23 protein-coding genes are annotated in these 23,719 nt (G+C 60.4%); 6 read left to right on the top strand and 17 right to left on the bottom strand.

What is annotated here, in order from left to right; all coding sequences use genetic code 11:
• Nucleotides 1-115 precede the first annotated feature (115 nt).
• Nucleotides 116-1,195 (top strand): class II fructose-bisphosphate aldolase, encoded by a 1,080-nt coding sequence (gene fbaA, locus ACMGGW_RS18900; protein ID WP_025304179.1) that lies wholly within the window; start codon nt 116-118, stop codon nt 1,193-1,195.
• A gap of 55 nt (nt 1,196-1,250) precedes the next feature.
• On the opposite strand, the gene ACMGGW_RS18895 is transcribed toward fbaA, so the two are convergent.
• Nucleotides 1,251-1,919: a DUF1345 domain-containing protein gene (locus ACMGGW_RS18895; RefSeq protein WP_025304178.1), complete on the bottom strand. Its 669-nt coding sequence runs from the start codon at nt 1,917-1,919 to the stop codon at nt 1,251-1,253.
• Nucleotides 1,920-2,124: 205 nt separating this feature from the next.
• Here ACMGGW_RS18895 and mscS point away from each other — a divergent pair, with 205 nt between their 5' ends.
• On the top strand, nt 2,125-2,991 hold the full coding sequence (mscS, locus tag ACMGGW_RS18890; RefSeq protein ID WP_025304177.1) for a small-conductance mechanosensitive channel MscS: 867 nt from the start codon (nt 2,125-2,127) through the stop codon (nt 2,989-2,991).
• An 81-nt stretch (nt 2,992-3,072) separates the two neighbouring features.
• Here the strand turns inward: mscS and ACMGGW_RS18885 are convergent, their stop codons facing one another.
• The 3 genes from ACMGGW_RS18885 to ACMGGW_RS18875 form a co-directional block, all read right to left on the bottom strand.
• Nucleotides 3,073-4,422: an MFS transporter gene (locus ACMGGW_RS18885; RefSeq protein ID WP_025304176.1), complete on the bottom strand. Its 1,350-nt coding sequence runs from the start codon at nt 4,420-4,422 to the stop codon at nt 3,073-3,075.
• 187 nt (nt 4,423-4,609) lie between these two features.
• Nucleotides 4,610-5,641: a methionine synthase gene (locus tag ACMGGW_RS18880; protein WP_025304175.1), complete on the bottom strand. Its 1,032-nt coding sequence runs from the start codon at nt 5,639-5,641 to the stop codon at nt 4,610-4,612.
• A 25-nt stretch (nt 5,642-5,666) separates the two neighbouring features.
• Nucleotides 5,667-6,644, bottom strand: a complete 978-nt coding sequence (locus ACMGGW_RS18875; protein ID WP_025304174.1) for a DUF1852 domain-containing protein — start codon at nt 6,642-6,644, stop codon at nt 5,667-5,669.
• A gap of 317 nt (nt 6,645-6,961) precedes the next feature.
• Here ACMGGW_RS18875 and ACMGGW_RS18870 point away from each other — a divergent pair, with 317 nt between their 5' ends.
• Nucleotides 6,962-7,501, top strand: a complete 540-nt coding sequence (locus ACMGGW_RS18870; RefSeq protein ID WP_025304173.1) for a DUF2058 domain-containing protein — start codon at nt 6,962-6,964, stop codon at nt 7,499-7,501.
• 7 nt (nt 7,502-7,508) lie between these two features.
• Here the strand turns inward: ACMGGW_RS18870 and ACMGGW_RS18865 are convergent, their stop codons facing one another.
• The 12 genes from ACMGGW_RS18865 to ACMGGW_RS18810 form a co-directional block, all read right to left on the bottom strand.
• Nucleotides 7,509-8,207: an RluA family pseudouridine synthase gene (locus tag ACMGGW_RS18865; RefSeq protein ID WP_025304172.1), complete on the bottom strand. Its 699-nt coding sequence runs from the start codon at nt 8,205-8,207 to the stop codon at nt 7,509-7,511.
• Between the two features lie 142 nt (nt 8,208-8,349).
• Nucleotides 8,350-9,045, bottom strand: a complete 696-nt coding sequence (gene araD, locus ACMGGW_RS18860; RefSeq protein WP_025304171.1) for an L-ribulose-5-phosphate 4-epimerase — start codon at nt 9,043-9,045, stop codon at nt 8,350-8,352.
• Complete coding sequence (locus ACMGGW_RS18855; RefSeq protein ID WP_025304170.1) at nt 9,039-9,899, bottom strand: L-ribulose-5-phosphate 3-epimerase; 861 nt, start codon at nt 9,897-9,899, stop codon at nt 9,039-9,041. Before ACMGGW_RS18855 ends, araD begins: the two co-directional genes overlap by 7 nt.
• A 1-nt stretch (nt 9,900) precedes the next feature.
• Complete coding sequence (gene ulaD, locus ACMGGW_RS18850) at nt 9,901-10,557, bottom strand: 3-keto-L-gulonate-6-phosphate decarboxylase UlaD (protein WP_025304169.1); 657 nt, start codon at nt 10,555-10,557, stop codon at nt 9,901-9,903.
• A complete protein-coding gene (locus ACMGGW_RS18845; RefSeq protein ID WP_089181259.1) occupies nt 10,554-12,044 on the bottom strand; it encodes an FGGY-family carbohydrate kinase in 1,491 nt (496 codons plus the stop codon). The genes ulaD and ACMGGW_RS18845 overlap by 4 nt, the downstream gene beginning before the upstream one ends.
• Nucleotides 12,044-13,339, bottom strand: a complete 1,296-nt coding sequence (locus ACMGGW_RS18840) for an MFS transporter (protein ID WP_025304167.1) — start codon at nt 13,337-13,339, stop codon at nt 12,044-12,046. The genes ACMGGW_RS18845 and ACMGGW_RS18840 overlap by 1 nt, the downstream gene beginning before the upstream one ends.
• A 122-nt stretch (nt 13,340-13,461) precedes the next feature.
• Entirely contained in the window at nt 13,462-13,935 is a 474-nt protein-coding gene (locus ACMGGW_RS18835; RefSeq protein ID WP_049206147.1) for a YhcH/YjgK/YiaL family protein, read from the bottom strand.
• Nucleotides 13,936-13,948: 13 nt separating this feature from the next.
• The gene (gene yiaK / locus ACMGGW_RS18830; protein WP_025304165.1) at nt 13,949-14,947 is read right to left on the bottom strand and encodes a 3-dehydro-L-gulonate 2-dehydrogenase; all 999 of its coding nucleotides are present in this window, start codon (nt 14,945-14,947) and stop codon (nt 13,949-13,951) included.
• A gap of 256 nt (nt 14,948-15,203) precedes the next feature.
• Nucleotides 15,204-16,079: an SMP-30/gluconolactonase/LRE family protein gene (locus ACMGGW_RS18825; RefSeq protein ID WP_025304164.1), complete on the bottom strand. Its 876-nt coding sequence runs from the start codon at nt 16,077-16,079 to the stop codon at nt 15,204-15,206.
• Entirely contained in the window at nt 16,076-17,176 is a 1,101-nt protein-coding gene (locus ACMGGW_RS18820) for a substrate-binding domain-containing protein (protein WP_043142668.1), read from the bottom strand. Before ACMGGW_RS18820 ends, ACMGGW_RS18825 begins: the two co-directional genes overlap by 4 nt.
• Before the next feature lie 14 nt (nt 17,177-17,190).
• Complete coding sequence (locus ACMGGW_RS18815; RefSeq protein ID WP_016930014.1) at nt 17,191-18,273, bottom strand: ABC transporter permease; 1,083 nt, start codon at nt 18,271-18,273, stop codon at nt 17,191-17,193.
• Complete coding sequence (locus ACMGGW_RS18810) at nt 18,266-19,819, bottom strand: sugar ABC transporter ATP-binding protein (protein ID WP_025304161.1); 1,554 nt, start codon at nt 19,817-19,819, stop codon at nt 18,266-18,268. The genes ACMGGW_RS18815 and ACMGGW_RS18810 overlap by 8 nt, the downstream gene beginning before the upstream one ends.
• Nucleotides 19,820-20,193: 374 nt before the next feature.
• Here ACMGGW_RS18810 and ACMGGW_RS18805 point away from each other — a divergent pair, with 374 nt between their 5' ends.
• From ACMGGW_RS18805 to ACMGGW_RS18795, 3 genes are all read left to right on the top strand, one after another.
• Nucleotides 20,194-21,012 (top strand): IclR family transcriptional regulator, encoded by an 819-nt coding sequence (locus ACMGGW_RS18805; RefSeq protein WP_025304160.1) that lies wholly within the window; start codon nt 20,194-20,196, stop codon nt 21,010-21,012.
• Between the two features lie 124 nt (nt 21,013-21,136).
• Entirely contained in the window at nt 21,137-21,754 is a 618-nt protein-coding gene (argO, locus tag ACMGGW_RS18800) for an arginine exporter ArgO (RefSeq protein ID WP_025304159.1), read from the top strand.
• Between the two features lie 121 nt (nt 21,755-21,875).
• On the top strand, nt 21,876-22,607 hold the full coding sequence (locus ACMGGW_RS18795) for an oxidative stress defense protein (RefSeq protein WP_025160209.1): 732 nt from the start codon (nt 21,876-21,878) through the stop codon (nt 22,605-22,607).
• Between the two features lie 48 nt (nt 22,608-22,655).
• On the opposite strand, the gene ACMGGW_RS18790 is transcribed toward ACMGGW_RS18795, so the two are convergent.
• Nucleotides 22,656-23,549 (bottom strand): LysR family transcriptional regulator ArgP, encoded by an 894-nt coding sequence (locus ACMGGW_RS18790; protein ID WP_025304158.1) that lies wholly within the window; start codon nt 23,547-23,549, stop codon nt 22,656-22,658.
• Between the last annotated feature and the right edge of the window lie 170 nt (nt 23,550-23,719).

Below are 23,719 nucleotides of genomic sequence, written 5' to 3'. Positions count from 1 at the left end.
TCAGACAACGGGAGGCGAAAGCCGCCCGTTTGTTTTATACCGCGCGGCTCACGCTGCGCGGCGTGAAAACATCGATTTACATCCATCTACGGCCGACGAAACAGGACAAAGTAACATGTCTAAAATTTTTGATTTCGTAAAACCGGGTGTCATCACGGGTGATGACGTTCAGAAAGTCTTCGCAGTTGCTAAAGAGAACAACTTTGCGCTGCCAGCGGTAAACTGCGTGGGTACCGACTCCATCAACGCAGTGCTGGAAGCCGCGGCTAAAGTGCGCGCGCCGGTTATCGTTCAGTTCTCCAACGGCGGCGCCGCGTTCATCGCCGGCAAAGGCGTGAAGACCGATGTGCCTCAGGGTGCAGCGATTCTGGGCGCTATCTCTGGCGCACACCACGTTCACCAGATGGCTGAACACTACGGCGTGCCGGTGATCCTGCACACCGACCACTGCGCGAAGAAACTGCTGCCATGGCTGGACGGCCTGCTGGACGCCGGCGAGAAGCACTTCGCCGCTACCGGCAAACCGCTGTTCTCTTCCCACATGATCGATCTGTCTGAAGAATCTCTGGAAGAAAACATCGAGATCTGCAGCGCCTACCTGAAGCGCATGGCCAAAATCGGCATGACGTTGGAAATCGAACTGGGCTGCACCGGCGGTGAAGAAGATGGCGTGGACAACAGCCATATGGACGCTTCCGCACTGTACACCCAGCCGGAAGACGTGGCTTACGCGTACGAAAAACTGAACGCCATCAGCCCGCGCTTCACCATCGCAGCCTCCTTCGGTAACGTGCACGGCGTGTACAAGCCAGGCAACGTTAAGCTGACTCCGACCATCCTGCGTGATTCTCAGGACTACGTGTCCAAGAAATTCAACCTGCCGCACAACAGCCTGAACTTCGTGTTCCACGGCGGTTCCGGTTCTACCGACGCAGAGATCAAAGAGTCTGTGGGTTACGGCGTGATCAAAATGAACATCGACACCGACACCCAATGGGCGACCTGGGATGGCATCCTGCAGTACTACAAAGCGAACGAAGCTTACCTGCAGGGCCAGCTGGGCAACCCGAAAGGCGCCGATCAGCCGAACAAGAAATACTATGATCCACGCGTATGGCTGCGCGCAGCGCAGACCAGCATGGTGACGCGTCTGGAGCAGGCTTTCAAAGATCTGAACGCGGTAGACGTTCTGTAATCTTCGGCACCTGTTGCACGTGCATAAGGCTCCCTGCGGGGAGCCTTTTTCGTTTTCAGCCCAGCAGGCCGGCACCGACGTTGATCGACAGGCCCAGGATCAGCATGTTGAACACGAACGAAATAACCGACTGCACGAGCGCGATTTTACGCACCTCCGCGGCGCCGACCGCCACGTCGGCCGTTTGCGACGCGACCGCGATGGTGAAGGAGAAGTAGGCAAAGTCCAGATAGGTCGGCTCGGTGAGATTGCCGGGAAACAGCAGCGGCAAGGGATCCTGCTGTGCGCCCTGACGGTAAAACTGATGGGCATAGTGCATGGTGAAGGCGGTCGGCAGCAGCAGCCAGGAGACTGCCAGCGTTGCGCCGGTTAACGCCAGATGTAGCGTTTTCAGCGAGTCGCTGGCCTGTTTGGCGCTGCTCAATTCGAACAGGATCGCCAGAATGCTCACCAGACAACCGAAACTGACCAGCGCCAACACCGTGCTGGCGCTTTCATCCTGTCGCCGAGCGATCTGGCGAATGTGCTGCGGTGTGCTGACCAGCATCAGCCGCCAGAGAAACAGCAGATAGAGCCAGGCCAGCGTATTCCAGCCGATCATCAGGCGCTGCAGCAACGAGAGCTGGGCGGGCAGCAGCAGAAAGCACAACAGCCCGGCACCGACGGAAAACAGCAGCCTGGGCCGCACTTGCCAATAGTGTTTGAGCGAAGAGCGAATGTGCATGAAGAACGGATCCCTAGTCGTGAAATAGCCAACGCGCTGTTTTCAGCATAGAAGACGCGGCGGGCGGTTTCGGCTATTTTTAACGCTGACGGTTGGCATGAGCCTTTAATGTTGGTTACCCTTAGGCGGTGGTTTCCTACTGGCTGCCGAGGCCAGTGTATTTTTGCGAGTTTCTCCCGTTAGGGACTGAGTTAGGACGACACGAATGAAAGATTTGAATGTAGTAGACGGCATCAACGGTGCCGGCAACTGGTTGGTGAAGAACCAGGATCTGTTGATCCAGTACGCGGTGAATATCGTCGCCGCCATCGTTATCCTGATCATCGGTTCGATCGTGGCCCGCGTGGTCGGCAATGCGCTGAACCGCGTGATGAAGCTGCGCGGCATCGACGCCACGGTGGCAGACTTCCTGTCGGCGATCGTGCGCTACGGCGTGCTGGCGTTCACCTTCATCGCCGTGCTGGGGCGTGTCGGCGTGCAGACCACCTCGGTGATCGCCGTGCTGGGTGCCGCCGGTTTGGCTGTCGGTCTGGCGCTGCAAGGCTCGCTGTCTAACTTCGCCGCCGGCGTGCTGCTGGTGATCTTCCGCCCGCTGCGCGTGGGTGAATATGTCGATCTGGGCGGCGTGGCCGGTACCGTCGATCAGGTGCAGATTTTCTCCACCACCCTGCGCACCGCAGACAACAAAACCATCGTGGTGCCGAACGGTAAAATCATCGCCGGCAACATCATCAACTACTCCCGCGAGCCGAACCGCCGTGTGGATATCGTGGTGGGCGTGGCCTACAACGCCGATATCGACGTGGTGAAGAAGGTGCTGGGCGATGTGATCGCCGCCGACAAACGCATCATGCACGCTAAAGGCGTGACTGTGCGTCTGAACGAGATGGCGCCATCTTCCCTGAACTTTGTGACCCGTTCCTGGACCACCAATGCGGAATACTGGAACGTGTACTTCGATCTGATGGAAAACTTCAAGCGCGCGCTGGATGCCCACAACATCGGCATTCCGTTCCCGCAAATGGACGTGCACCTGTATCGCACCGAAGACGCTTCCGCCAAGGCGGAATAACACAGAAGGGGGCCTTGGCCCCCTTTTTTACTGCAGGCCGAGACGCTACCGATGGCGTCTCGGCCTTTTCTTTTAGGGCGGTCAGATGTCCGCTGCCGGCTCCGTGAGCGGCACGCGGCGGCGCAGGCTGAGGCGATAAAGCAGGAAGATGGCGGCGGCGCCCAACAGCGCCGGCAGCGCCAGCCAGAGGAAGAACACCTCCGTCGAGCCGGCGGCGGTCATCATCCAGGCGCCGAGCATCGAGCCGACGATCGAACCAAAGCGGCCATTGGCCATGGCCCAACTGACGCCGGTCACGCGGGCTGCGGTCGGGTAAAGGGTGGCGGAAACCAGGTTCAGGCCGTTCTGCGCGCCGGCCACGCCGAAGCCGATAAGGAACACGACGGCGGCCAGCGTGTAGACGTCGCCCATCAGATACCCGGTCGCGCCAATCACCAGCGCGGCGCCCAGGTAGGAGACGGCCAGCACGCGGTAGGGCCCGACCCGATCCATCAGCAGCGCCATCAGAATGGCGCCCAGGGTGCCGCCGAGCGGCACCATCGCGCCGATGCGCGAGGCATGGGCGATATCGTAACCGGCGTCTTTGAGGATCGTCGGCAGCCAACTGGTGAGCAGGTAAAACACGAACAGCGAACAGAAGAATGCCGCCCACAGCAGCAGGGTGCGCACGGCGCGCCCTTCGATAAACAGGTGCGAGATCGGCGACCTGGCCTGCGCCGGGCGCTCGTCATCGACGATGGTTACCCCCGTCCAACGCTGGCCGGTGATACGCTCGACCACCCGGCGCAGCCGATCGGCATGTTTGGCGCTGGCGGCCATAAAGCGTACTGATTCGGGCATCTGCCAGGCCAACAGCGGCAGCAGCGCCAACGGCGCGATGCCACCGACCAGCAGCAGGCCGCGCCAGCCGAACGCCGGGATGATCTGCCCGGCCAGCAGGCCGCCCAGGGCTAACCCAGCGGTAAAGCCGCTCCAACTCAGGGTGACCATCAGCATGCGGCGGCGCGCCGGTGAGTACTCTGAGCTGAGGGTAATGCAAGTCGGTATCGCGCCCCCGAGGCCAATGCCGGTGATGAAGCGCAGCAGGGTCAGGGACTCGATTGAATGCGTATAGGCCGAAGCCAGGGTGCAGCCGCCAAACACCAGCACCGCGACGAGCAGCACGCGTTTGCGGCCGAAGGCGTCGGCGATCGGTCCGAACAGCAGGCTGCCGATCAGCAGGCCGAACAGTCCTGCACCGAAGGCGGGAGAGAGCTGAGCGGGCAGCAGATCCCACTCTTCGCGCAGCGCCGGGGCGATATAGCCGATGATGGCGGTATCGAAACCGTCCAGCAGGGCAATGAGGAAACACAGGGTGAGGATCAGGATTTGGTAGGGGGAGATCCTGGCGCGATCGATGATTTCGCTGATGCGAGCGGTATTTGGGCTCATGGTTATTCCACTGTTATTCGGCTGGTGTGGGCTGGCTGAGGGCTGTTCAGGCCAGGCCTGAACCAAAACCGCTGTGGCTGGCATCGCGTAGAAATCCGAGTATACACCAGAGCGGGGACGTTGCGGGGAGGGGGAATTGATGATAATCGCCCGCCACAGGAGGTGCCTGTGGCGGGCGCTGGCAAGGTTATTTGGCTAACAGCTCTCGGCGCACGATCTCGGCACCTGCGCTTAACGCATTCAGCTTGCCGCGGGCGACCTGACGGGGCAGGGGGGCCATGCCGCAGTTGGTCGACGGATAGAGCTTGTCGGCATCGACAAACTGCAGCGCTTTGCGCAGCGTAGCGGCCACTTCTTCCGGCGTCTCAACGGCATGATTCGCTACGTCGATGGCGCCGACCATCACCTTTTTGCCGCGGATCAGTTCAAGCAGATCCATCGGCACGTGCGAGTTATGGCACTCCAGGGAGATGATATCGATGTTGGACGTTTGCAGTTTCGGAAACGCCTCTTCATATTGCCGCCATTCCGAGCCCAGCGTCTTTTTCCAGTCGGTATTGGCTTTAATCCCATATCCATAGCAGATATGTACGGCGGTTTCACACTTAAGCCCTTCAATGGCTCTTTCCAGGGCGGCAATGCCCCAGTCATTCACCTCGTCAAAGAACACGTTAAATGCGGGCTCATCAAACTGAATAATGTCGACGCCGGCGGCCTCGAGCTCTTTAGCTTCCTGATTGAGGATCTTGGCGAACTCCCAGGCCAATTTCTCGCGGCTTTTATAGTGGTTGTCATAAAGCGTGTCGATCATGGTCATCGGCCCCGGCAGGGCCCATTTAATCGGCTGCTTGGTCAGCTGGCGTAAAAATTTGGCGTCTTCAACGAAAACGGGTTTTTGGCGCGAGACCGCCCCCACAACGGTTGGCACGCTCGCCTCGTAGCGATTGCGGATTTTAACCACTTCGCGTTTCTCGAAATCGACGCCGCTGAGGTGTTCGATAAACGTCGTGACGAAGTGCTGGCGCGTTTGCTCGCCATCGCTGACGATATCGATGCCGGCCTGTTGTTGCTCTGCCAGCGACAAACGCAAGGCGTCCTGTTTCCCTTCGATTAATTCTTCATTCTGCAATTTCCAAGGCGACCACAGGGTTTCCGGTTGGGCCAGCCAGACAGGTTTGGGCAAGCTGCCGGCGGTCGACGTAGGGAGCAATATTTTCATAATAGATGACCTGTATTTGAGTGAATCAAAGCGCGTAGTGAGCAGACCATTGCTCAAGAAGAGGTTTGTAGGGTTTGATAAATTGCTCTTCCGTAAATTTCCCCTGCTCAATCGCTAACTGGCTACGCTCTTCGCGATCGTAAACAATCTTGGTTAATGAATGATCCTGGTTATTCAGGCTTGGCTGATAGCATTGCCCCGCCGCCGAGTTGGCATTGTAAATTTCAGGCCGATAAATTTTCTGGAAGGTCTCCATCGTGCTTATGGTGCCGATCAGTTCCAGATCGGTGTAATCGCTCAGCAAATCCCCGGGGAAATAAAACGCCAGGGGCGCGACGCTATTTTTCGGCATGAAGTAGCGCACCTGCAGGCCCATTTTTTTAAAATACCGGTCGGTCAGCGAAGCGCCGTCTTGCCGATACTCGTCGCCCAACACCGGGTGTTGATTGCCCGTCCGATGGTAGGTGTCTTTGCTGGACACGCTGAGGCAGATCACCGGCGGTTTGCTGAAATTTTCATGGTATTCGTTTGAATTGACGAAGTGCTTAAAGATATTGCCGTGCAAATCGCCGAAATCATCCGGAATGGTAAATTCCGCCGTGTTTTTATTGTGCGCCGGCAGCAAGACGCTAAAGTCGTAGTCGCGCACGTAAGAGGAGAAATTGTTCCCAACGATGCCCTCGATACGCTTTTGCGTTTTTTTATCAATGATGTTGGTTTTCAGGATTTCGATCACCGGGAAGCTGGCACCCTGATCTTCAACGCGCATCTCAACCGAAATGATTTCAAGTTCGACCGAATAGCGGTCGGCCTTGGGGTTATCCCAATGCGCCAACGTATTGAAGCGGTTGTTAATCATCACCAGCGTATTGCGCAGGTTCTCCCGGCGGTTTTCCCCTCTGGCCAAATTGGCGAAGTTGGTGGTGATACGCGTACTTTCAGAAGGGTTATAATCTTCATCGAAAGAACTGCTCTTAATCGTAAAGGTAAAGTCTCTATTCATCGTCTTATAGCATCCTGTTATATGGTATGACGGCTGGATTTATCCATTTTTTTCAATTGGTTGTTTTTCTCTTTTTTTCATTCAGCCGATTTCATATTGTCTGTCGTTAATGAGGTCTATTTTTGCCAGAGTCCCGCAGGGAGTGAAAGAGACTTAATTTCATTACCACATGAGCGCTATTCATGATCTGGCGTTCGGGTCGGTTTATCGCCGTTGCCCTGCAGCGCAAACCGCCAACGTACCGGGCCGGCAACCTGGTGCAGCCTGAAAAATTACGGGTATAATCCCCCCATGATCCCACGGCTTCAGACACGAACATGACAAAACTCACCTTACAAGAGCAGATGCTCAAAGCGGGCTTGGTAACCAGCAAGAAAATGGCCAAAGTCCAAAGAACGGCTAAAAAATCACGCGTTCAGGCCCGTGAGGCCAGAGAGGCGGTGGAAGAGAATAAAAAGGCGCAGCTTGAGCGCGATAAAGCGCTGAACGAGCAGCAAAAGCAAGCCGCGCTGTCCAAAGAATACAAGGCGCAGGTGAAGCAACTGATCGAGATGAACCGCATCGTTCTGGCGAAAGGTGATATCGGTTTCAACTTCACCGACGGCAACCTGATCAAGAAAATCCTGGTGGATAAGGCGACGCAGACTCAGCTGATCAATGGCCGTCTCGCCATTGCCCGCTTGGTGGTCGAGAACCGGGAAGAGTGTGAATACGCGATTATCCCCGCGAGCGTCGCCGATAAAATCGCGCAGCGCGATGCGGCCAGCATTGTGCTGCACAGTGCGCTGAGTCAGGAAGAGCAGGATGAAGACGATCCGTACGCCGACTTTAAAGTGCCCGACGATTTGATGTGGTAAGCCGCGTTCAGAACGGCGCGGCGTGACGAGCGGCGATCCGCTCTCCGCTGATGGGGTGCACAAAGTCCAGCTCGCTGGCGTGCAGCATCAGCCGCGGCGTCTGTTCGGTACCCGGCAGCAGGCGCCCGCCGTACAGATCGCAGCCTAAAATAGGGTGGCCCAACTGCCGGCTGTGAATACGCAGCTGGTGGGTGCGCCCGGTCTCCGGGGTGAGCTGCACCCGCGTCAGCGGCAGCGAGATCCCGCCTTCCGTTTCACGATAAAAACGCTCGACGACCCGATAGCGGGAGCGGGCGGGCTTGCCGTGGAGGGCGCAAATCGACATCAGCGGGAACAGCGCCGGATCTTTGGCGATCGCCGCGTCTATGACCCCTTCGTTATTCGCCAGATGGCCGCACAGCAGCGCGCTGTACACTTTGCTGACGGTGCGCTCGCTGAACTGCCGGCAGAGCGCGGCGTTGGCGGCCTTGTTGCGGGCCACCACCATCAACCCGGACGTGCCGAAATCCAGGCGGTGCACCAGGGCGCAGCCGGGGAAGATCTGTACCAGCCGGTGGTGTACCGAATCGAGATTCTGCGGATTCTTGCCCGAGAGGCTGAGCAGCCCGGCCGGTTTATTGATCAGCGCCAGATGATCGTCCTGATAGAGGATCTCTATTGGGTCATGGCATGGCGGGGCAATAAAGGTATCGGTGATCGTAGACATCGGGCGGCCGGCTGGTGGGTGGGGGCGGATGATAGCGAATTTCGCGTCGATGAGCGAATGCGGTTTTCGTTACACTGCGGCTCATGCCCGTTGGCACCCGATGCGGCAAAGCATCGGGTGCCACGGTTAAGTCCCCGGCGCTCTACTGCCCGTAGTAGGCGTTTTGGCCGTGTTTGCGCAGGTAGTGTTTGTCCAACAGCTCGCGTTGCATGCTGTGAATGCCCGGCGTCAGCTGGCGCGAGAAAATGCCCATGTAGGCGATCTCTTCTAGCACCACCGCATTATGCACCGCGTTGTGGGCGTCTTTGCCCCAGGCGAAGGGGCCGTGGGCATTGACCAGTACCGCCGGGATCGCGTTGGGATTGATATCGCGCTGGCGGAAGGTTTCGATAATCACGTTGCCGGTTTCCAGTTCGTAATCGTGCTCAATTTCATCCTGGGTCATCAGGCGAGTGCAGGGGATAGCGCCATAAAAATAGTCGGCGTGGGTGGTTCCCCAGGCGGGGATGTCCAGCCCGGCCTGCGCCCAGATGGTGGCGTGGCGCGAATGGGTGTGGACGATGCCGCCGATATCGGCAAATTCGCGGTACAGCGCCAGATGGGTGGCGGTGTCCGACGACGGTTTTTTTGCCCCCTCGACGGTGCGGCCGCTGGCCAGATCGACCACCACCATATCCTCCGCCGTCATATGCTCGTATTCAACGCCGGAAGGCTTGATCACCACCAGACCGCGTTCGCGATCCACCGCGCTGACGTTGCCCCAGGTAAAGGTCACCAGCTTATGGCGCGGCAGATCGAGATTGGCCTCCAGCACCTGTTGTTTTAACTGAGTCAGCATGTCATGCCCCCTTGTTGCATTTTCTGTTCGATCCAGCGGCGGGCCTGAACGATCTCGGCCACCGGCTCCTCGGCTTTTTCGGTCCACATCTCAATCAGGAATGCGCCGCGGTAATTGAGGCGCTGCAGCGTGCGAAACACCTCGACGAAGTCGACGCAGCCTTCGCCAAACGGCACGTCGCGGAATTGCCCCGGCGAAGTGGTGGTGACCGGGTAGGTGTCTTTCAGGTGAATGGCGGCGATGCGATCGATGCCCAGCTCCAGCTCGCGCGGCACGTCATTGCCCCAGGCGCTGAGGTTGCCGACGTCTGGATACACCGAGAACCACGGCGAGGCCAGCAGGGCGTCCCAGGCTTTCCATTTAGCGATCGAGTTCATAAAGGCGGTGTCCATAATTTCCACCGCCAGCATCACCTGGGCGGCGGCGGCACGGTCTACCGCCCACTGCATGCCTTCGCTAAAGCGCGCCAGCGTCCCCTCGTCCTGCTCTTCGTAATACACGTCGTAGCCGGCCAGCTGGATCGTCCGGATACCGACATCTTTGGCCAGCTGAATGGCCTGTTCCATCACGTCGAAGGCGCGCTGTCGCAGCGCCGGATCGTGGCTGCCAAACGGAAAGCGCCGGTGGCCGGAGAGGCACATCGACGGAATGCGGATGCCGGTTTCCAGCATGGCGTCCACCAGCGCCAGGCGCTGCGCCTTGCTCCAGCTCAGGCGCGCCAGACGTTCATCGCTTTCGTCCACCGACATTTCGACGAAGTCGAAGCCGCAGGCCTTGGCCAGAGCCAGGCGTTCGGGCCAGCTCAGGTGTTTCGGCAGCGCTTTCTCGTAAATTCCCAACGGGTGCTGACGCATATCATGATCTCCAGATGTCATCGATGGCGGTGCGGAACTGCCTGGCGGCGGCCGGCGGATCGCCGGCCTCGGCCAGCGCGCGGCCGGCGATAAAGGCGGTGACGGCGATTTCTTTAAACAGCGGCAGGTCGGCGGGCGTGATGCCGCCGGTCACCGACAGCTCGATGCCCAGATCGGACAGCGCCTTCATCCGATCCAGATCCTGCCGGCCCCAGGTTTGCCCGCTGGCCTGCGCGTCGCGGCCGCGGTGATAGATCGCCTGACGAATGCCGAGGCCGCGCCATTGCCGCGCGTCCTCCAATGTCCAGCGGCCGAACAGTTCGATCTGGATTTCACCGCCGTGACGCTCGGCGACCTCCCGCGCGCTGGCCATGGTGGCCAACGGCGCGGCGCAGATCACCGTCATCCAGTCCGCGCCCTGGCCGAAGGCCTGATCGGCCAGCGTCGCACCGGCGTCGGCCACCTTGAGATCGGCCACCAGCGTGTGCTGCGGACAGCGTTCACGCAGCGCGCTAACCGCCTGAATACCGGCGCTGATGCACAAAATGGTACCGGCCTCGATGATGTCCACATGGGGGCTGAGGGTCTCGGCGGTGCGCAGCGCCGTATCCAAACGGGTTTGATCGAGCGCCAGCTGCAGGCGCGGTTTCGTGCTCATGGGGCCTCCTTGTTGGCGGGCTGCAGATTTTGCAATGCAGCAATCAGCGCCTGATAACGTTGGTGTTTGTGGTCGTAAGCTTCGGCGGCGGCCGCATCAGGCAGCAGCCGCTCGATACGCGGCGCCAGCCGGTGCTGGGCGGCGGTGAAATCGTTGAAGACGCCGCTGCCGACCATGGCCGCCATCGCCGCGCCCAGACAGCCGGTTTCTTCCACCTGCGGCAGCTCAACCGGCAGACCGCTGACGTCGGCGAACATTTGCATCCAGGGGCGGGATTTGGCGGGGCCGCCGGTCACGCGCAGCGCCTGCGCCTCAGGGAAACGCCGGCGCATGCGGTTAAGGTGTGTCATGTGGCAGAACACCACGCCTTCGTAGATCGCCTGCACCAGGTGCTCGCGCTGGTGGAAGGCCTGCAGGCCGTAGAAGCTGGCGCTCAGCCCCAGGCCGGCGTTGGAGCCATACAGGAAAGGGGCGAACAGCAGATCGCCGGCGGCTTTCGGCAGGGCGGCAACCCAGCGGTTAAGCTGGTCGTAGTCCTGCAGCCCCCATTGGTGACAGAACCATTCCAGGTTGGCGGCGGAAGTGGGGCTGGCTTCGTGCACGATGTATTGGCCGTTTTCGGCGTGGCGGCCATAGACAAAGGGATGATCGAAACCCTCGATGATGGCGTCGGTGATGCCGCTGGTGACCGACCAGGTCCCCATCACCGCGTTGAGCCGGGTTTCGTCCTGCAGGCCGGCGCACAACGCGGTGGACACCACGTCGAACAACCCGCCGACCACCGGAGTGCCGGTTTGCAGGCCGGTGATGGCCGCGGCGTTTGCCTCGACGCGCCCGGCGATCTCGGCCGAACCGACGATCGTCGGCAGGGCGGGCATGATGTCGCCGATACCCAGCAGCTGCGCCAGCGCCGGGTCATAGCGTCCGCTGCGCATCTGATACAGGTTGGATTCGGAGATATTGGTTTCTTCGCAGGCCAGCTCGCCGGTCAGGCAATAGCGCAGGTAGTCGTGCGCCATCAGCACGCTCCCGATGCGGGCGTAACGTTCCGGCTGATGCCGCTTCAGCCAGCGCAGCAGCGAGACCGGGTGCCCGGTCCACAGCGTTTGGCGCGTTTGCGGATACAGCGCCTGCGGCACGCCCTGTCGCTGCCATTCCTGCACCAGCGCCAGCGCGCGCTGATCGGAAGAGAGCATGGCGTTGCCCAGCGGCTGCCCCTGCTTATCCAGCAGAAACGCCCCCTTACCCTGCGCCGAGATGCCGATGGCCTGGATGGCGCCGGCGGCGACGCCACTGGCGGATAGCACTTCACGGATCACGTCGGCGGCGGTGCGCCACAGCGATGCCATATCGCGCTCGGCCCAGCCGGGCTGCGGCGCGACGATCGCCAGATTGCGCCGCGCAACGCCGTGTTCATGGCCGCTGCGGTCGTATAATCCCGCCTTGATGAAGGTACCGCCGCAGTCGAGCCCCAGCCAATATTCCATCATTCGCTCCTCGCGCTGTGGTCGCATTTATTGGGCAGCATCAACGCCAGCACGGAGGCGATCGCCAACGAGGCCGCCAGGCTGTAGACGCCGACATCCTTGTTGAACAGGCTGATCAGGACGCCGACCATATACGGGCCGCAAAAGCCGCCGAGGTTGCCCAGCGCATTGATCACGCCACGTGCGCCGCCGGCCACTTCGGCGTTGAACAATTTGGGCGGGATGGTCCAGAACACCCCGGCCGCCGCCTGAATAAATACGCCGCAGCCGACCAGCGCAGCGTAAGACCACCAGATGTGATCCTTCAGCAGCACCGACAGCGCCATGCAGGCGGCAAAGCAGGCCAGCGGCAGGGCGACGAAGACTTTGCGCTTACCGGTGCGATCGGAGAGGGTGGAGATGATCAGCATGCCGAAGATGGCGCCGATATAGGGCAAGATAGCCAGCAGGCCCACTTGCTCCATATCGCCGTGGGTCAGCCCTTTCAAAATGGTCGGCAGCCACAGGGTGTAACCGTAGATACCGGTCTGGTAGAAGAAATTCACCAGGATCAGCTGCCACATGATCCGGTCGCCCAGCACTCGGCGCAGCGAGGCGTTGCGCACCGTTTTTCCTTTGATCAGCAGCTGTTCGTCGTGCAGGGTCTTCACCAGATACTCTTTCTCCGCCTGCGAGATCCATTTGGCTTCCTGCGGCCGGTTGCTGATGGTGAAGTACCACAGCGCCATGACTACCAGCGACAGAGCGCCCTCCACCAGAAACAGCATGCGCCAGTCCCAGGCGGTGATGATCCAACCCGACAGCGGGGCGGTGAGAATGCCGGCGATCGGCACGAACATGATGACGATGGCGTTGGCGCGGCCGCGCTCCTTATCCGGGAACCAGTTGCTGATCATGGTCAGCACCACCGGCAGCATGCCGCCTTCGGAAACGCCGAGGGCGAAGCGCAGGAACAGCAGCTGGTACTGGTTGGTGACCAGCCCGGTCAGCACCGAGATCACCGCCCAGGCCAACAGTGACCAGCCGATGAATTTCTTGCCGTTTCCGTATACCGCCAGCTTGCCGCCGGGCACCTGCAGAAACAGGTAACCGATAAAGAAGATGCCGCCGGCCAGCCCGGCCATCGAGGCGGTGATGCCGAGTTCGTCATCCATGCCGCCGGGCATGGCGAAGGCGATGTTGACCCGATCCATGTAAGAAATGATGCAGGTGATGAGGATCGGCGGCACGATCCTCAGCCAGCGGAGCTTGGGAATAGCCTGGCTTTGGCTGACGGAAACGGAGGCTGTATTCATAAGGACCTCTTTCGATGTTCACTTTTTTGTAGGGTCGGGCGTTATTGTTTTGCTTAATTTGGGCGCAAGGGCGCCCGCACAGGCCTCATGGACCGGTGTTGTTATCGTTACGGGTGCTGCGTCTATCGGGCGCTAAACGACGCCAGCGGTATCTTCACCACCACCTTGCGTATCGCGCAGGGGCGTTGGTTAATGCAGGCCGGGCGATGCACGTCCTGCGGAAAAAATACCGCGAAGTTGCCGGGCCGCATCGTGAGCCAGGATTCGTCGGCCACGTCCTGATAAAACAGGATGTCGCGCTGCGCCAGCAGCTCCTGATGAATGACGTTGTCGCCGTTGTCCGTCGCTACGCCGATAAGCTCGGTACCGCTGACCAGAAACTGCACGTCGACGTTTTGCCGGTGGACTTCCGGGCGTAGCGCATCCGGTGGTTGGGTATGCAGATCCAGCACTTGCACCACGTAGCCGGTGGCGGGATCTTCATAGCGCCCTGTGGGCAAGACGCTGAAATCGGTGCGCTGCAAATAGGCGACGGCGTTGGCGACCGGCGTCGGGTACTGCTCGGGCGCGGTGTTGGCGATGTGGCCGAATATCATGATGATCCTCCCGTTACAGCGCCTGAATGCGCGCCCAGACTCGTTCGTCAACCGGAATGCCGTCGCGCAGGTTTTCTTCCAGAATGCGCGGGAACTTGTGGCCCGGCAGGCGAATGGCGACGTCGGGGTTGTCCCGTTCGGCGCTGGTGACGTAATCCATGATGCGCTGCAGTTTTTGATCGCGGCTGTCGCCGTCGATCAACCGGTCTATCTCAATCGCGATGAACACCTGCGAGACGCCGTATTCGTCGCGGTGATCTTCCGTCACTTCCGCCACCGAGGCGCCGCCGGACAGCAGGGTGGCGATCATGTCCAGCACGATCGACAGTGCCGATCCCTTCCAATACCCCATCGGCAAAATGCGCCGGTTCTCTTCGATGGTGGCCGGATCGCGGGTCAGGCGGCCGTCGTTGTCGAAGCCGCCGTCCACCGGCAGGGTTTTGCCCGCCAGCCGGTTCAGCTCCAGCGCGCCGTAGGAAAACATCGACATCGACATGTCCACCATGGTGATCGGGTTGCCGGGCACGGCGACGATCAGCGGGTTGGTGCCGATACGGCACGTTTTGGCGCCCCACGGTGGCATCACGGCGATCGAGTTGGTCCAGCAAATGCCGATATAGCCTTTCTCCGCCGCCTGCCAGCCGTAACCGCCGCCGCGCATCCAATGGTTGGCGTTGCGCAGCGCCACCAGGCCGATGCCATGCTCGTCGGCTAACTGCATGGCGCGATCCATCATGCGGCGGGCGGTAAGGTTGCCGATGCCCTGGTGCGCATCCCATTGCTCGATCGCCCCCAGAGACAACAGTTTGCTGGGTTCGGCGTCCGGCACGATATCGCCGGCGTCCAGCTGCTGAATAAAGCGCGGAAAGCGGTTAACGCCGTGGGAGTAAACGCCGCTGGCGGTGGTGTCGGCGAACATGCCGGCGCAGTCGTCGGCGAGATGTTCCGCCACGCCGCGCGCCAGCAGCACGCGTTTGAATTGCTGTTTTAACTCGCTGTAACTCACTCTCATGCCGGTTCTCCGCCTGTGCGAATCGTCTGTTTTTGGTTCGCTAAATTTCAATATGCGAAATTGCATTTCAAATAAATGCTATCCCGGCGATTCAGGGAAGTCAAAGCAAGGGGGAGTAAAATTATTCATGAAAAACATGACGTTAAAATTGAGTGGTGATTTTGTGATCGCCGCCACGTTTTGGTGGAGATGGCGTGCTTCAGACGTGACAAAGCAGGGCGGATCAAAACCCACCCTGCGTCTTGCGGGACCCCGGTTAACCGCGGGTGTTCAGCACCATGCGGTAGAGCGAGGTGGTGGCGGTGATATAGAGCTCATCGCCGTTCGGGCCGCCGAAGGTACAATTGGAGACGCGTTCCGGCACGTTGATTTTGTCGATCTGTCGCCCCTCTGGATCGAAGACCAGCACGCCGTCGGCGCAGCTGCAAAACAGATTGCCGGCCCGATCGACGCAGAAGCCGTCCGGGAAACCGGGTTCCACGGTTGCAAAACGGCGGCCGGCTTCCAGCTCGCGACCGTTGACCGCATAGACGCGCAGCTCGCGGCGGCCCAGCGTCGGAAAATCCACGATCGACATGTCCGCCACGTACAGCCATTTTTCATCCGGTGAAAACGCCAGGCCGTTCGGGCGCTGCAGGTCGCAGGCGGCGATGGTCAGCGAACCGTCGCGCGGATCGAAGCTGTAGAGATAGCAGCCGATCACCTGGCTTTCCGATTTGTAACCCTCTTCGTCGCCGATGATGCCGTAGGGCGGATCGGTGAACCACAGGGTGCCGTCGGAACACACCGCCACGTCGTTCGGCGAGTTAAAGCGCTTGCCGTCGACGCGGTCGATCAACAGGCGCACTTCGCCATCGCTTTCGGTGCGGCTGATGCCGCGCCGCCCGTGTTCACAGCTGACCACGCGCCCCTCGCCGTCGCGCGCATTGCCGTTGGCGTAGTGCGACGGCGAGCGGTATAGGCTTAGCTCACCCCGGCGCGACCAGCGGAACATGCGATTGCCTTTCACGTCGCTGAACACCACCGCATCCTCTTGCGGCAGCCAGACCGGCCCTTCGGCCCAAATCGCCGGTGAGCACAAGCGCTCGAGCTGAGCGTGCGTGCGCAATGAATGCCGAATGCCGCCGTTCACTTCACGCCCCAGATCGCTTTGTAATGGCCCTGGTAATCGTTTTGCGGGTCATACAGGTTATTGGCGCCGCCGTCGGCGGCGATATTGTCGCGGGTGACCAGATGCGCCGGGGTGACGTAGCCGGAAGGCGGCTGCTTGGCGAAGGCGCGGTTGAATTCGTCCAGCAGCTGCCAACCGTGCAGTTTCAAGGGCTCCGGCACCGTCGCCGACTGGCTGTCGCCCGACCGGATACGCTGGTAAGCGGAGATTGAACCGTCGCCGGCCGACACGTTGTAAGGCGCGTTCTTGCCGCCTTTGCCGGCGGTTTTCAGCGCCGGCGCCATAAAGTCGAAATACAGATCGTTGATTGCCAGCGCATATTGGAATTTGTCGCCGTACTTCTGCAGCAGGCTGAAGGTCATCGCCGGCATGCGGTTGGCGGTATCTGCCAGCGGCGTGTCGATGAATTCCAGCAGCGTACAGCCGCTGCATTTGGCGATCTCTTCTTTCATGACGTTGGCCTTGTCCAAGGCGATTTGGTACAGCGAGTCGGTGAAGATCAACACGCTCGCCTTGCCGCCGGACTGCACCACCGCGTATTGCGCGGCGATGCGCGCCACTTCGTTGGAATCCGACGTGACGTTATAGAACACATTGTATTTGGCGATGGGGCCCGGTTCCGGCACCGCATGCCAGGCGGTCAGCACGATGCCCTGCTGTACGGCCTTTTTCAGCGGGATCTTGGCGACGTTAGGGTTCCAGCCGCCGATCACGATGCCGTCTGGTTTCTGGGCGATGGCCTGATTGAGCGATGCCAGCTGATCTTTCACCGAGCCGCCGCCGTCGAGCGTTTCCAGCTTCCAGCCGGCGGCTTTCGCCGCTTCGCTCAACCCCTGTTGCACCCCTTGCACGCCGCCGTTCTTCATGTCGGAGGCGATAAAAATGATCTTCTTGTTGGCCTGCAGCTGCGGGCCGCTGGTGGGGCCGTCCCACTGGGTGGCGCTGGCGGTAGCCTTCGCCACGGCGGCGGTGGCCTGATCGAGATAGGCGTCGGCCCAGACCGGCGATGCGGCGAGCAAGAATGTGGTGAACCCCGGTAACAGCCAAATGCGTTTCATGGTGTGCTCCTGGTTTAAGGGTGAGTCGCTGTCTGATTGTTGTTGTCAGCCGGCGTCGCCTGGCTGCGTTGTACCGCTTTCTGATTGAGCAGCCGGCGGCGTTGGGCATAGCCGGCCAGAGTGATCGACAGCAACAGCGTCGCGCCGTTGAACAGCGGCTCGACCCAGAATTCGCCGCCGAACTGCTGGATGCCGGCGATGCCGATAGCCAGAATGGCGATGCCGACCACGGTGCCCCAGACGTTGACGCGCCCTGGGCGAATGGTGGTGCTGCCGAGGAAGGCGCCGACCAGCGCTGGCAGCAGATAGTCCATGCCGACGCTGGCCTGGCCGACGCCCTGTTCGGCAGCGATCAACACGCCGCTGAAACCGGTGAGCACGCTGGAGGCGATGAAGGCGCCGATGGTAAAGCGGTTGACCGAGATGCCGTTCAGGCGCGCCGCCGCCGGGTTGCCGCCCACCGCATACATGCAGCGGCCGAGCGGGGTGTGTTCGGTGATGAGCCACAGCACCACCGCGACGATCAGCACGTAAAATGCCACGATCGGAATGCCGGCGATCTCGGTGTGGTGCAGCGCGATGAAGGCATCCGGCAAGTCGCCGACGATCTGCCGCCCGCCGGAGTGCCACAGGGCAATGGCGTACAGTACGGTGCCGGAGCCGAGGGTGGCGACGAAGCTGTCGATATCGGCCAGCGCCACCAGAATGCCGTTCAGCAACCCGTACAGCGCCGAGATCGCCAGCACCGTCAGCACCGCCATCTGCCAGGAGAAGCCGTATTCCACCTGCAGCGTGATCGCCAGAATGTGCCACAGCACAATGCCGAAACCGACGTTAAGATCGATCTTGCCCACGATCATCGGGATGGTCGCCGCCAGCGCCAACAGGGCGATTTTGGCCTTGCTCGACAAGATAGCCTGAAGCGTCAGCATTGATGCGAAGGAGGGGGTGAGCAGTGAGAACAGCACGACCAGCGCGATGCACAGCAGCAGCAGGCCATAGCGGGTGAGAACCTGCATCAGCCACGGGCCGGCGCCGTCCTGCGCCAGGCTGACGCGCTGCTCCAGTGCGGTTGATTTAACGGATGTTTTAGACATGGCCTACCTCGGATTCTGACGTGATTGCGACGTTTTCCCCGGTGCTGGCAGAGGCCAGCTCCAATAAATTGGCGAATGACACCTGCTGATTTTTCAGCTCGCCGACCACTTTCCCGCGGTTGAATACCAGTGCGCGGTTGCAAATATGGGCGATCTCCTCGAAATCGTTGGAGATAACCAGCACTGCCACGCCTTCCGCCAGGGATTTATTCAGCAGATGGTAGATTTCCGCGCGCGCGCCGACGTCCACGCCGGCGGTGGGATCTTCCAGGATCAGCAGCGGCGCCCCCAGATGCATCCAGCGCGCCATCACCACCTTTTGCTGGTTGCCGCCGGATAGCGCGCTGATATCGATATTGACGTCCTTGGGGCGTACGTCGAACAGCTGCACCTTCCACCAACTGGCGCCGATCTCCGCTCGCCGCCCGTAGCGGGAGAGCAGCCGGTGGCCGCTGGCGCAGGGGTTGATAAACAGGTTTTCACGCACGCTCATCGACATCACCAGGCTTTCGCCGGTGCGATCGCCCGCCACCAGCGAAACGCCGCAGGCCATCGCCTGCTGCGGGGTGCTCGCCTGATAGGGCCGATCGCGAAATCGAATCGCGCCGCCGTCGGCCTGGCGCAACCCGAACAGCAGCCGGCCAATCTCTTCTTGCCCGGCCCCGCGCAGGCCGGCCAGCGCCAGCATCTCGCCCGGCTGCAAGTCGAAGCTCACCGGGCCGATGTCGCCCACCGTGACGCTATCGAGCTGCAGCACCGGCGGACGATGTTCCGGCAGCGGTTCGCGCTGATCGTCCGCCATCGCTTCGCCGACGATGGTTTGCACCAGATCGCGCAGCGAGTAGTCGGCGGTGCGACCGCCGGCGACATAGCGCCCGTCGCGCATCACGCAGATCCGATCGGCGATTTCGATCACTTCGTCCAGACGGTGGGTGACATAAATCATGCCGACCTTTTTGGCGCGCAGCCGGTTGATCACGGCGAACAGATGACGCACGTCGTTGGCGGGCAGGGAGGCGGTCGGTTCATCCAGCACCAGCAGCTCGGCGTTGACCGCCACCGCGCGAGCGATCGCCAGCAGCGATTTTTCGGTGCGCGACAGTTCGAAGACGCGCGCATCGGGATCGAGCGCGATGCCGACGTCTTGCAGCGCCTGCGCCGCCCGGCGGCGAATGGCGCGCCAGTCGATCAGCCCAAAGCGGCGGGGAAACCCCATCACCAGCGCCATGTTCTCCGCCACCGTCATCCATTCGATCAGGCCGAGATCCTGATGAATAAAGGCGATCGGCTGGCGGCTGGTGCTTTTTATCGCGGCGGCGGAGGCGATGCTTGCGCCCTGAAAGCGAATATCGCCGCCGTCGCGCGGGTAGACGCCAGCCAGCACTTTGATCAGCGTCGATTTGCCGGCGCCATTTTCGCCCAGCAACGCCAGAACTTCGCCCGGCATCACCTGCAGGCTGACGTCGTTGACCGCCACGTTGCCGCCAAATCGTTTGACGATGTGGCTGAGGGTAAGGATGGGTTGTGCCGCATTATCCATAGTCATGTGATGCGCCCCTGGTGTCGTGCCCGTGCGAAGATGTCGGGCAAATTAGCCAAACTGCTGGTGAGTATCTGGTCTTTAAATTTCAATATGCGAAATTCAATTTCAAAAATAATATGACGTTCGTTGCGCTAAATCAAAGGCGGTGAGGTTTTAATTATTGTTATTAAACAATGAGTTATTTTTTACTTTGCGGAAGTGTGACCGATGGCTCACTTCAACACGGGGGAAATATTGCGGATTTTTATCCCGCTGCGGACAATGAAACGGCGTTCCGTCTTCACCTGATGCGGGCCTTGGGGTAACATGCCCGGCAAAGAGCCTGCTGACTTTGCCGCAGCGCCGGTTGGCGGTTCGACACTGGAGAGATTTTCGCTATGAGCCTGAAAGCCGTCGACGAGAAAGATGACAAGAAAGACAAACCGCTGGGCAGCCAAAGCCTGTTCCGCGGTTTGCAGTTGATTGAGATCCTGAGTAATTTCCCCAACGGATGTCCGCTGGCGCATTTGTCCGAGCTGGCCGGCATGAACAAGAGCACGGTGCACCGCCTGCTGCAGGGGTTGCACACCAGCGGCTATGTGACCCAGGCGCCGTCGCCGGGCAGCTACCGCCTGACCACCAAGTTCATTTCCATCGGCCAGAAGGCGCTGTCGTCACTCAACATCATTCACGTGGCCGCGCCGCATTTGGAACAGCTGAATCTGGAAGTGGGGGAGACGGTCAACTTCTCCAGCCGCGAAGACGACCACGTCATCCTGATCTACAAGTTGGAGCCGACCACCGGCATGATGCGCACCCGCGCCTATATCGGCCAGCATATGCCGCTGTACTGTTCGGCGATGGGTAAAATCTTCATGGCTTACGGCAACGATGATTACCCGGCTCACTACTGGCAGACTCACCAGCAAGAGATTCAGACGCTGACGCGCAATACCATTACCGAGCTGCCGAAGATGTATGAGGAACTGGCCGATATTCGCCAGCGCGGCATGGCGATGGATCGCGAGGAAAACGAGCTGGGGGTCTCCTGCGTGGCGGCACCGGTGTTCGATATTCAACAGCGCGTGCCTTATGCGGTGTCGGTTTCTCTGCCGACCGCCAAGCTGCAGCAGATCGGCGTCAAAAGCCTGATTAAACCGGTGCTGGCCACCGCGCAACGCATCTCTCAGGAGCTGGGGTTCGTCACGCCGATTTAAGTATTAGCGTCTCTGATACTGGATTAGAAACATCAATTTCACCTAATGATCGCTTCCTCGTATGATGCGCGTGTTGACCGACACGCGCCCTCGTCCGGCGCCTTTTATCATTCGAGGAATCCCCATGTTAGCCGTCTTCCTGCAGGGCTTTGCCCTGAGCGCCGCCATGATCCTGCCGCTGGGCCCGCAGAACGTATTCGTGATGAACCAGGGCATTCGCCGCCAGTATCATTTGATGATTGCCTCGTTGTGCGCGTTGAGCGATATCGTGCTGATCTGCGCCGGTATTTTCGGCGGCAGCGCATTGCTGACCCGCTCGCCGTTGCTGCTGGCGCTGGTCACCTGGGGCGGGGTGGCGTTTCTGCTGTGGTACGGCTGGGGCGCGTTCCGTTCCGCCTTCAGCCCGCAACCTGCGCAGGCCGCGGCGCAGGAGCTGGCGCAGAGCCGCTGGCGCCTCGTGGTCACCATGCTGGCGGTCACCTGGCTGAACCCGCACGTCTATCTGGATACCTTTGTGGTGCTCGGCAGCCTGGGCGGGCAGCTGACGGCGGACGTGCGTTCCTGGTTCGCGCTTGGCGCGGTCAGCGCGTCGGCGGTGTGGTTCTTCGGGTTGGCGCTGCTGGCCTCCTGGCTGGCGCCGTGGCTGAACACGCAGCGGGCGCAGCGCATCATCAACGCGCTGGTCGGGCTGGTGATGTGGGGCATCGCGCTGCAGCTGGCCTGGCAGGGGGCAAATTTATAAGAATTTGTCACTAATCCGAATTCAAAACGCCGCGCGATATGCTACGTTTGATGCCAGGAAACCGGCGGTTCTCACAGGGAAAAGCCGGCGATCAGAGACAGCCTGTCATTAAGGAGACACTGTGAAGCTAAAAGCATTGGCTATGGCCGCAATGGTCGGATTAGGGACGTTACCGATGGCGCTGCAGGCGGCTGAAGTGCCTGAAGGGCCGCACGTCGTCACCTCCGGCACCGCCAGCGTGGACGCCACGCCGGATATCGCCACCCTGGCGATCGAAGTGAGCGTCTCCTCCAAAGACGCCGCCCAAGCGAAGAAGCAGGTAGACGAGCGCGTGGCGCAGTACTTTGATTTCCTGCAGAAAAACAACATCGAGAAGAAAGACATCAGCGCCGCCAACCTGCGCACCCAGCCGGAATACGATTACCTGAAAACCGGCGAGTCGGTGTTGAAGGGCTACCGGGCGGTGCGCCAGGTGCAGGTGACTCTGCGTCAGCTGGACAAGCTGAACGAGCTGCTGGACGGCGCGCTGAAATCCGGCCTGAACGAGATCCGTGCGGTGGAGCTGGGCGTCGCCAAGCCGGACGTGTATCGCGAGCAGGCGCGGCAAAAAGCGATCGAGAACGCGACTCAACAGGCAGAATCCCTGGCCAAAGGCTTCCACGCCAAGCTGGGGCCGGTGTACAGCATTCGCTACCGGGTCGCCAACTACCAGCCGATGCCGGTGGCGCGGATGTATAAAGCGGCCGGTGCGGCGGCGGAAAGCGACGCGGCGCAAACCTATGAACAGCAAAGCATTCACTTCGACGATCAGGTGGACGTGGTGTTCGAGCTGCAGCGTAACGCCGCGCAGTAAGGTTATCGTATTGAAGAAAAGGTTCGCTGCGGCGAACCTTTTTTCGTTTTAATCCTGACGCAGCACCAGATGACCGTGTTCCAGCAGCGCGTCGGTCACTTTGCGCATCATGCGGCTTTCCGGCGCGAAACGGTGCCAGTACAGCATGCGGCGCTGGTATAGCCCGGGCGTCAGATCGATCAGTTCACCGGATGCCAGCTCCTTTTCGATCTGCAGATGCGGGATCATACAGCAGGTGGTGCCCTGACGCGCCAGCTGCACGAAGGCTTCCGATGAGTTCACGATGTGGCAGGGCACGCTGCCCGGCGACAGATCGAAGTTCTGCTGCAGAAATGCCTGGTGCATGTCGTCGAGATGATCGAAGGCCACCGCCGGCGCTTTCAGCAGCGCGGAGCGGGTGACGCCGTTCGGGAAATAGCGCTCGGCGAAGCCGCGGGAGGCCACGAACAGGTAGTCCAGCGCCCCCAGCCGATCCACCAGGCAGCTCGGCAGCGGCTGCGGCTGAATACTCACCGCGCCCACCACCTCACCGCGGCGCAGCCGCTCCTGGGTGCGGGTTTCATCTTCCACCTGCAGATTCAGGCGAATGGGGGAGTCCGCCAGCACCGGCTTCAGCGCCGGCAGCAGCCAGGTTGCCAGACTGTCGGCGTTGACCGCCAGCGACAGCAGCAGCGGCGTATCGACGCCGGTGTCATTGCCGAGCCACTCTTCTTCCAGCAGCTCCACCTGATGCAGCAGCGCCAGCAGCTTTTGCCCTTGTTCGGTCGGGCGCGGCGGCACGGTACGAACCAGCAGCGGTTGGCCGAACAGGTTTTCCAGCTGTTTGATGCGTTGGGATACCGCCGATTGCGTGATACAGAGTTTTTGCGCGGCGCGCTCGAAGCCGCGCTCACGGATCACCGCGTCCAGCGCTTGCAGCGTACGATAGTCTGGGCGTTTCATCGGAAAGATATCCCTTAAATTAGAATGATACCGGCACTATGCCACATTTTGCGTGCGGCGCAGGTGGAAAAATCACGCCCCCAGCTCGCCGCCAAGCGGGTAAAAATGCGGGCTGCGGTAAATAAGTGTGATCCTGCCGGCGTGAAAAATAGCGTTTTACCCTATAATAC

This window comes from Serratia sp. BNK-4, from assembly GCF_048685115.1.
Taxonomy (GTDB): Bacteria; Pseudomonadota; Gammaproteobacteria; order Enterobacterales; family Enterobacteriaceae; genus Serratia; species Serratia bockelmannii.
The sequence above is the reverse complement of the archived record's forward strand: the minus strand, read 5'-3'. Positions and strand labels throughout refer to the sequence as shown.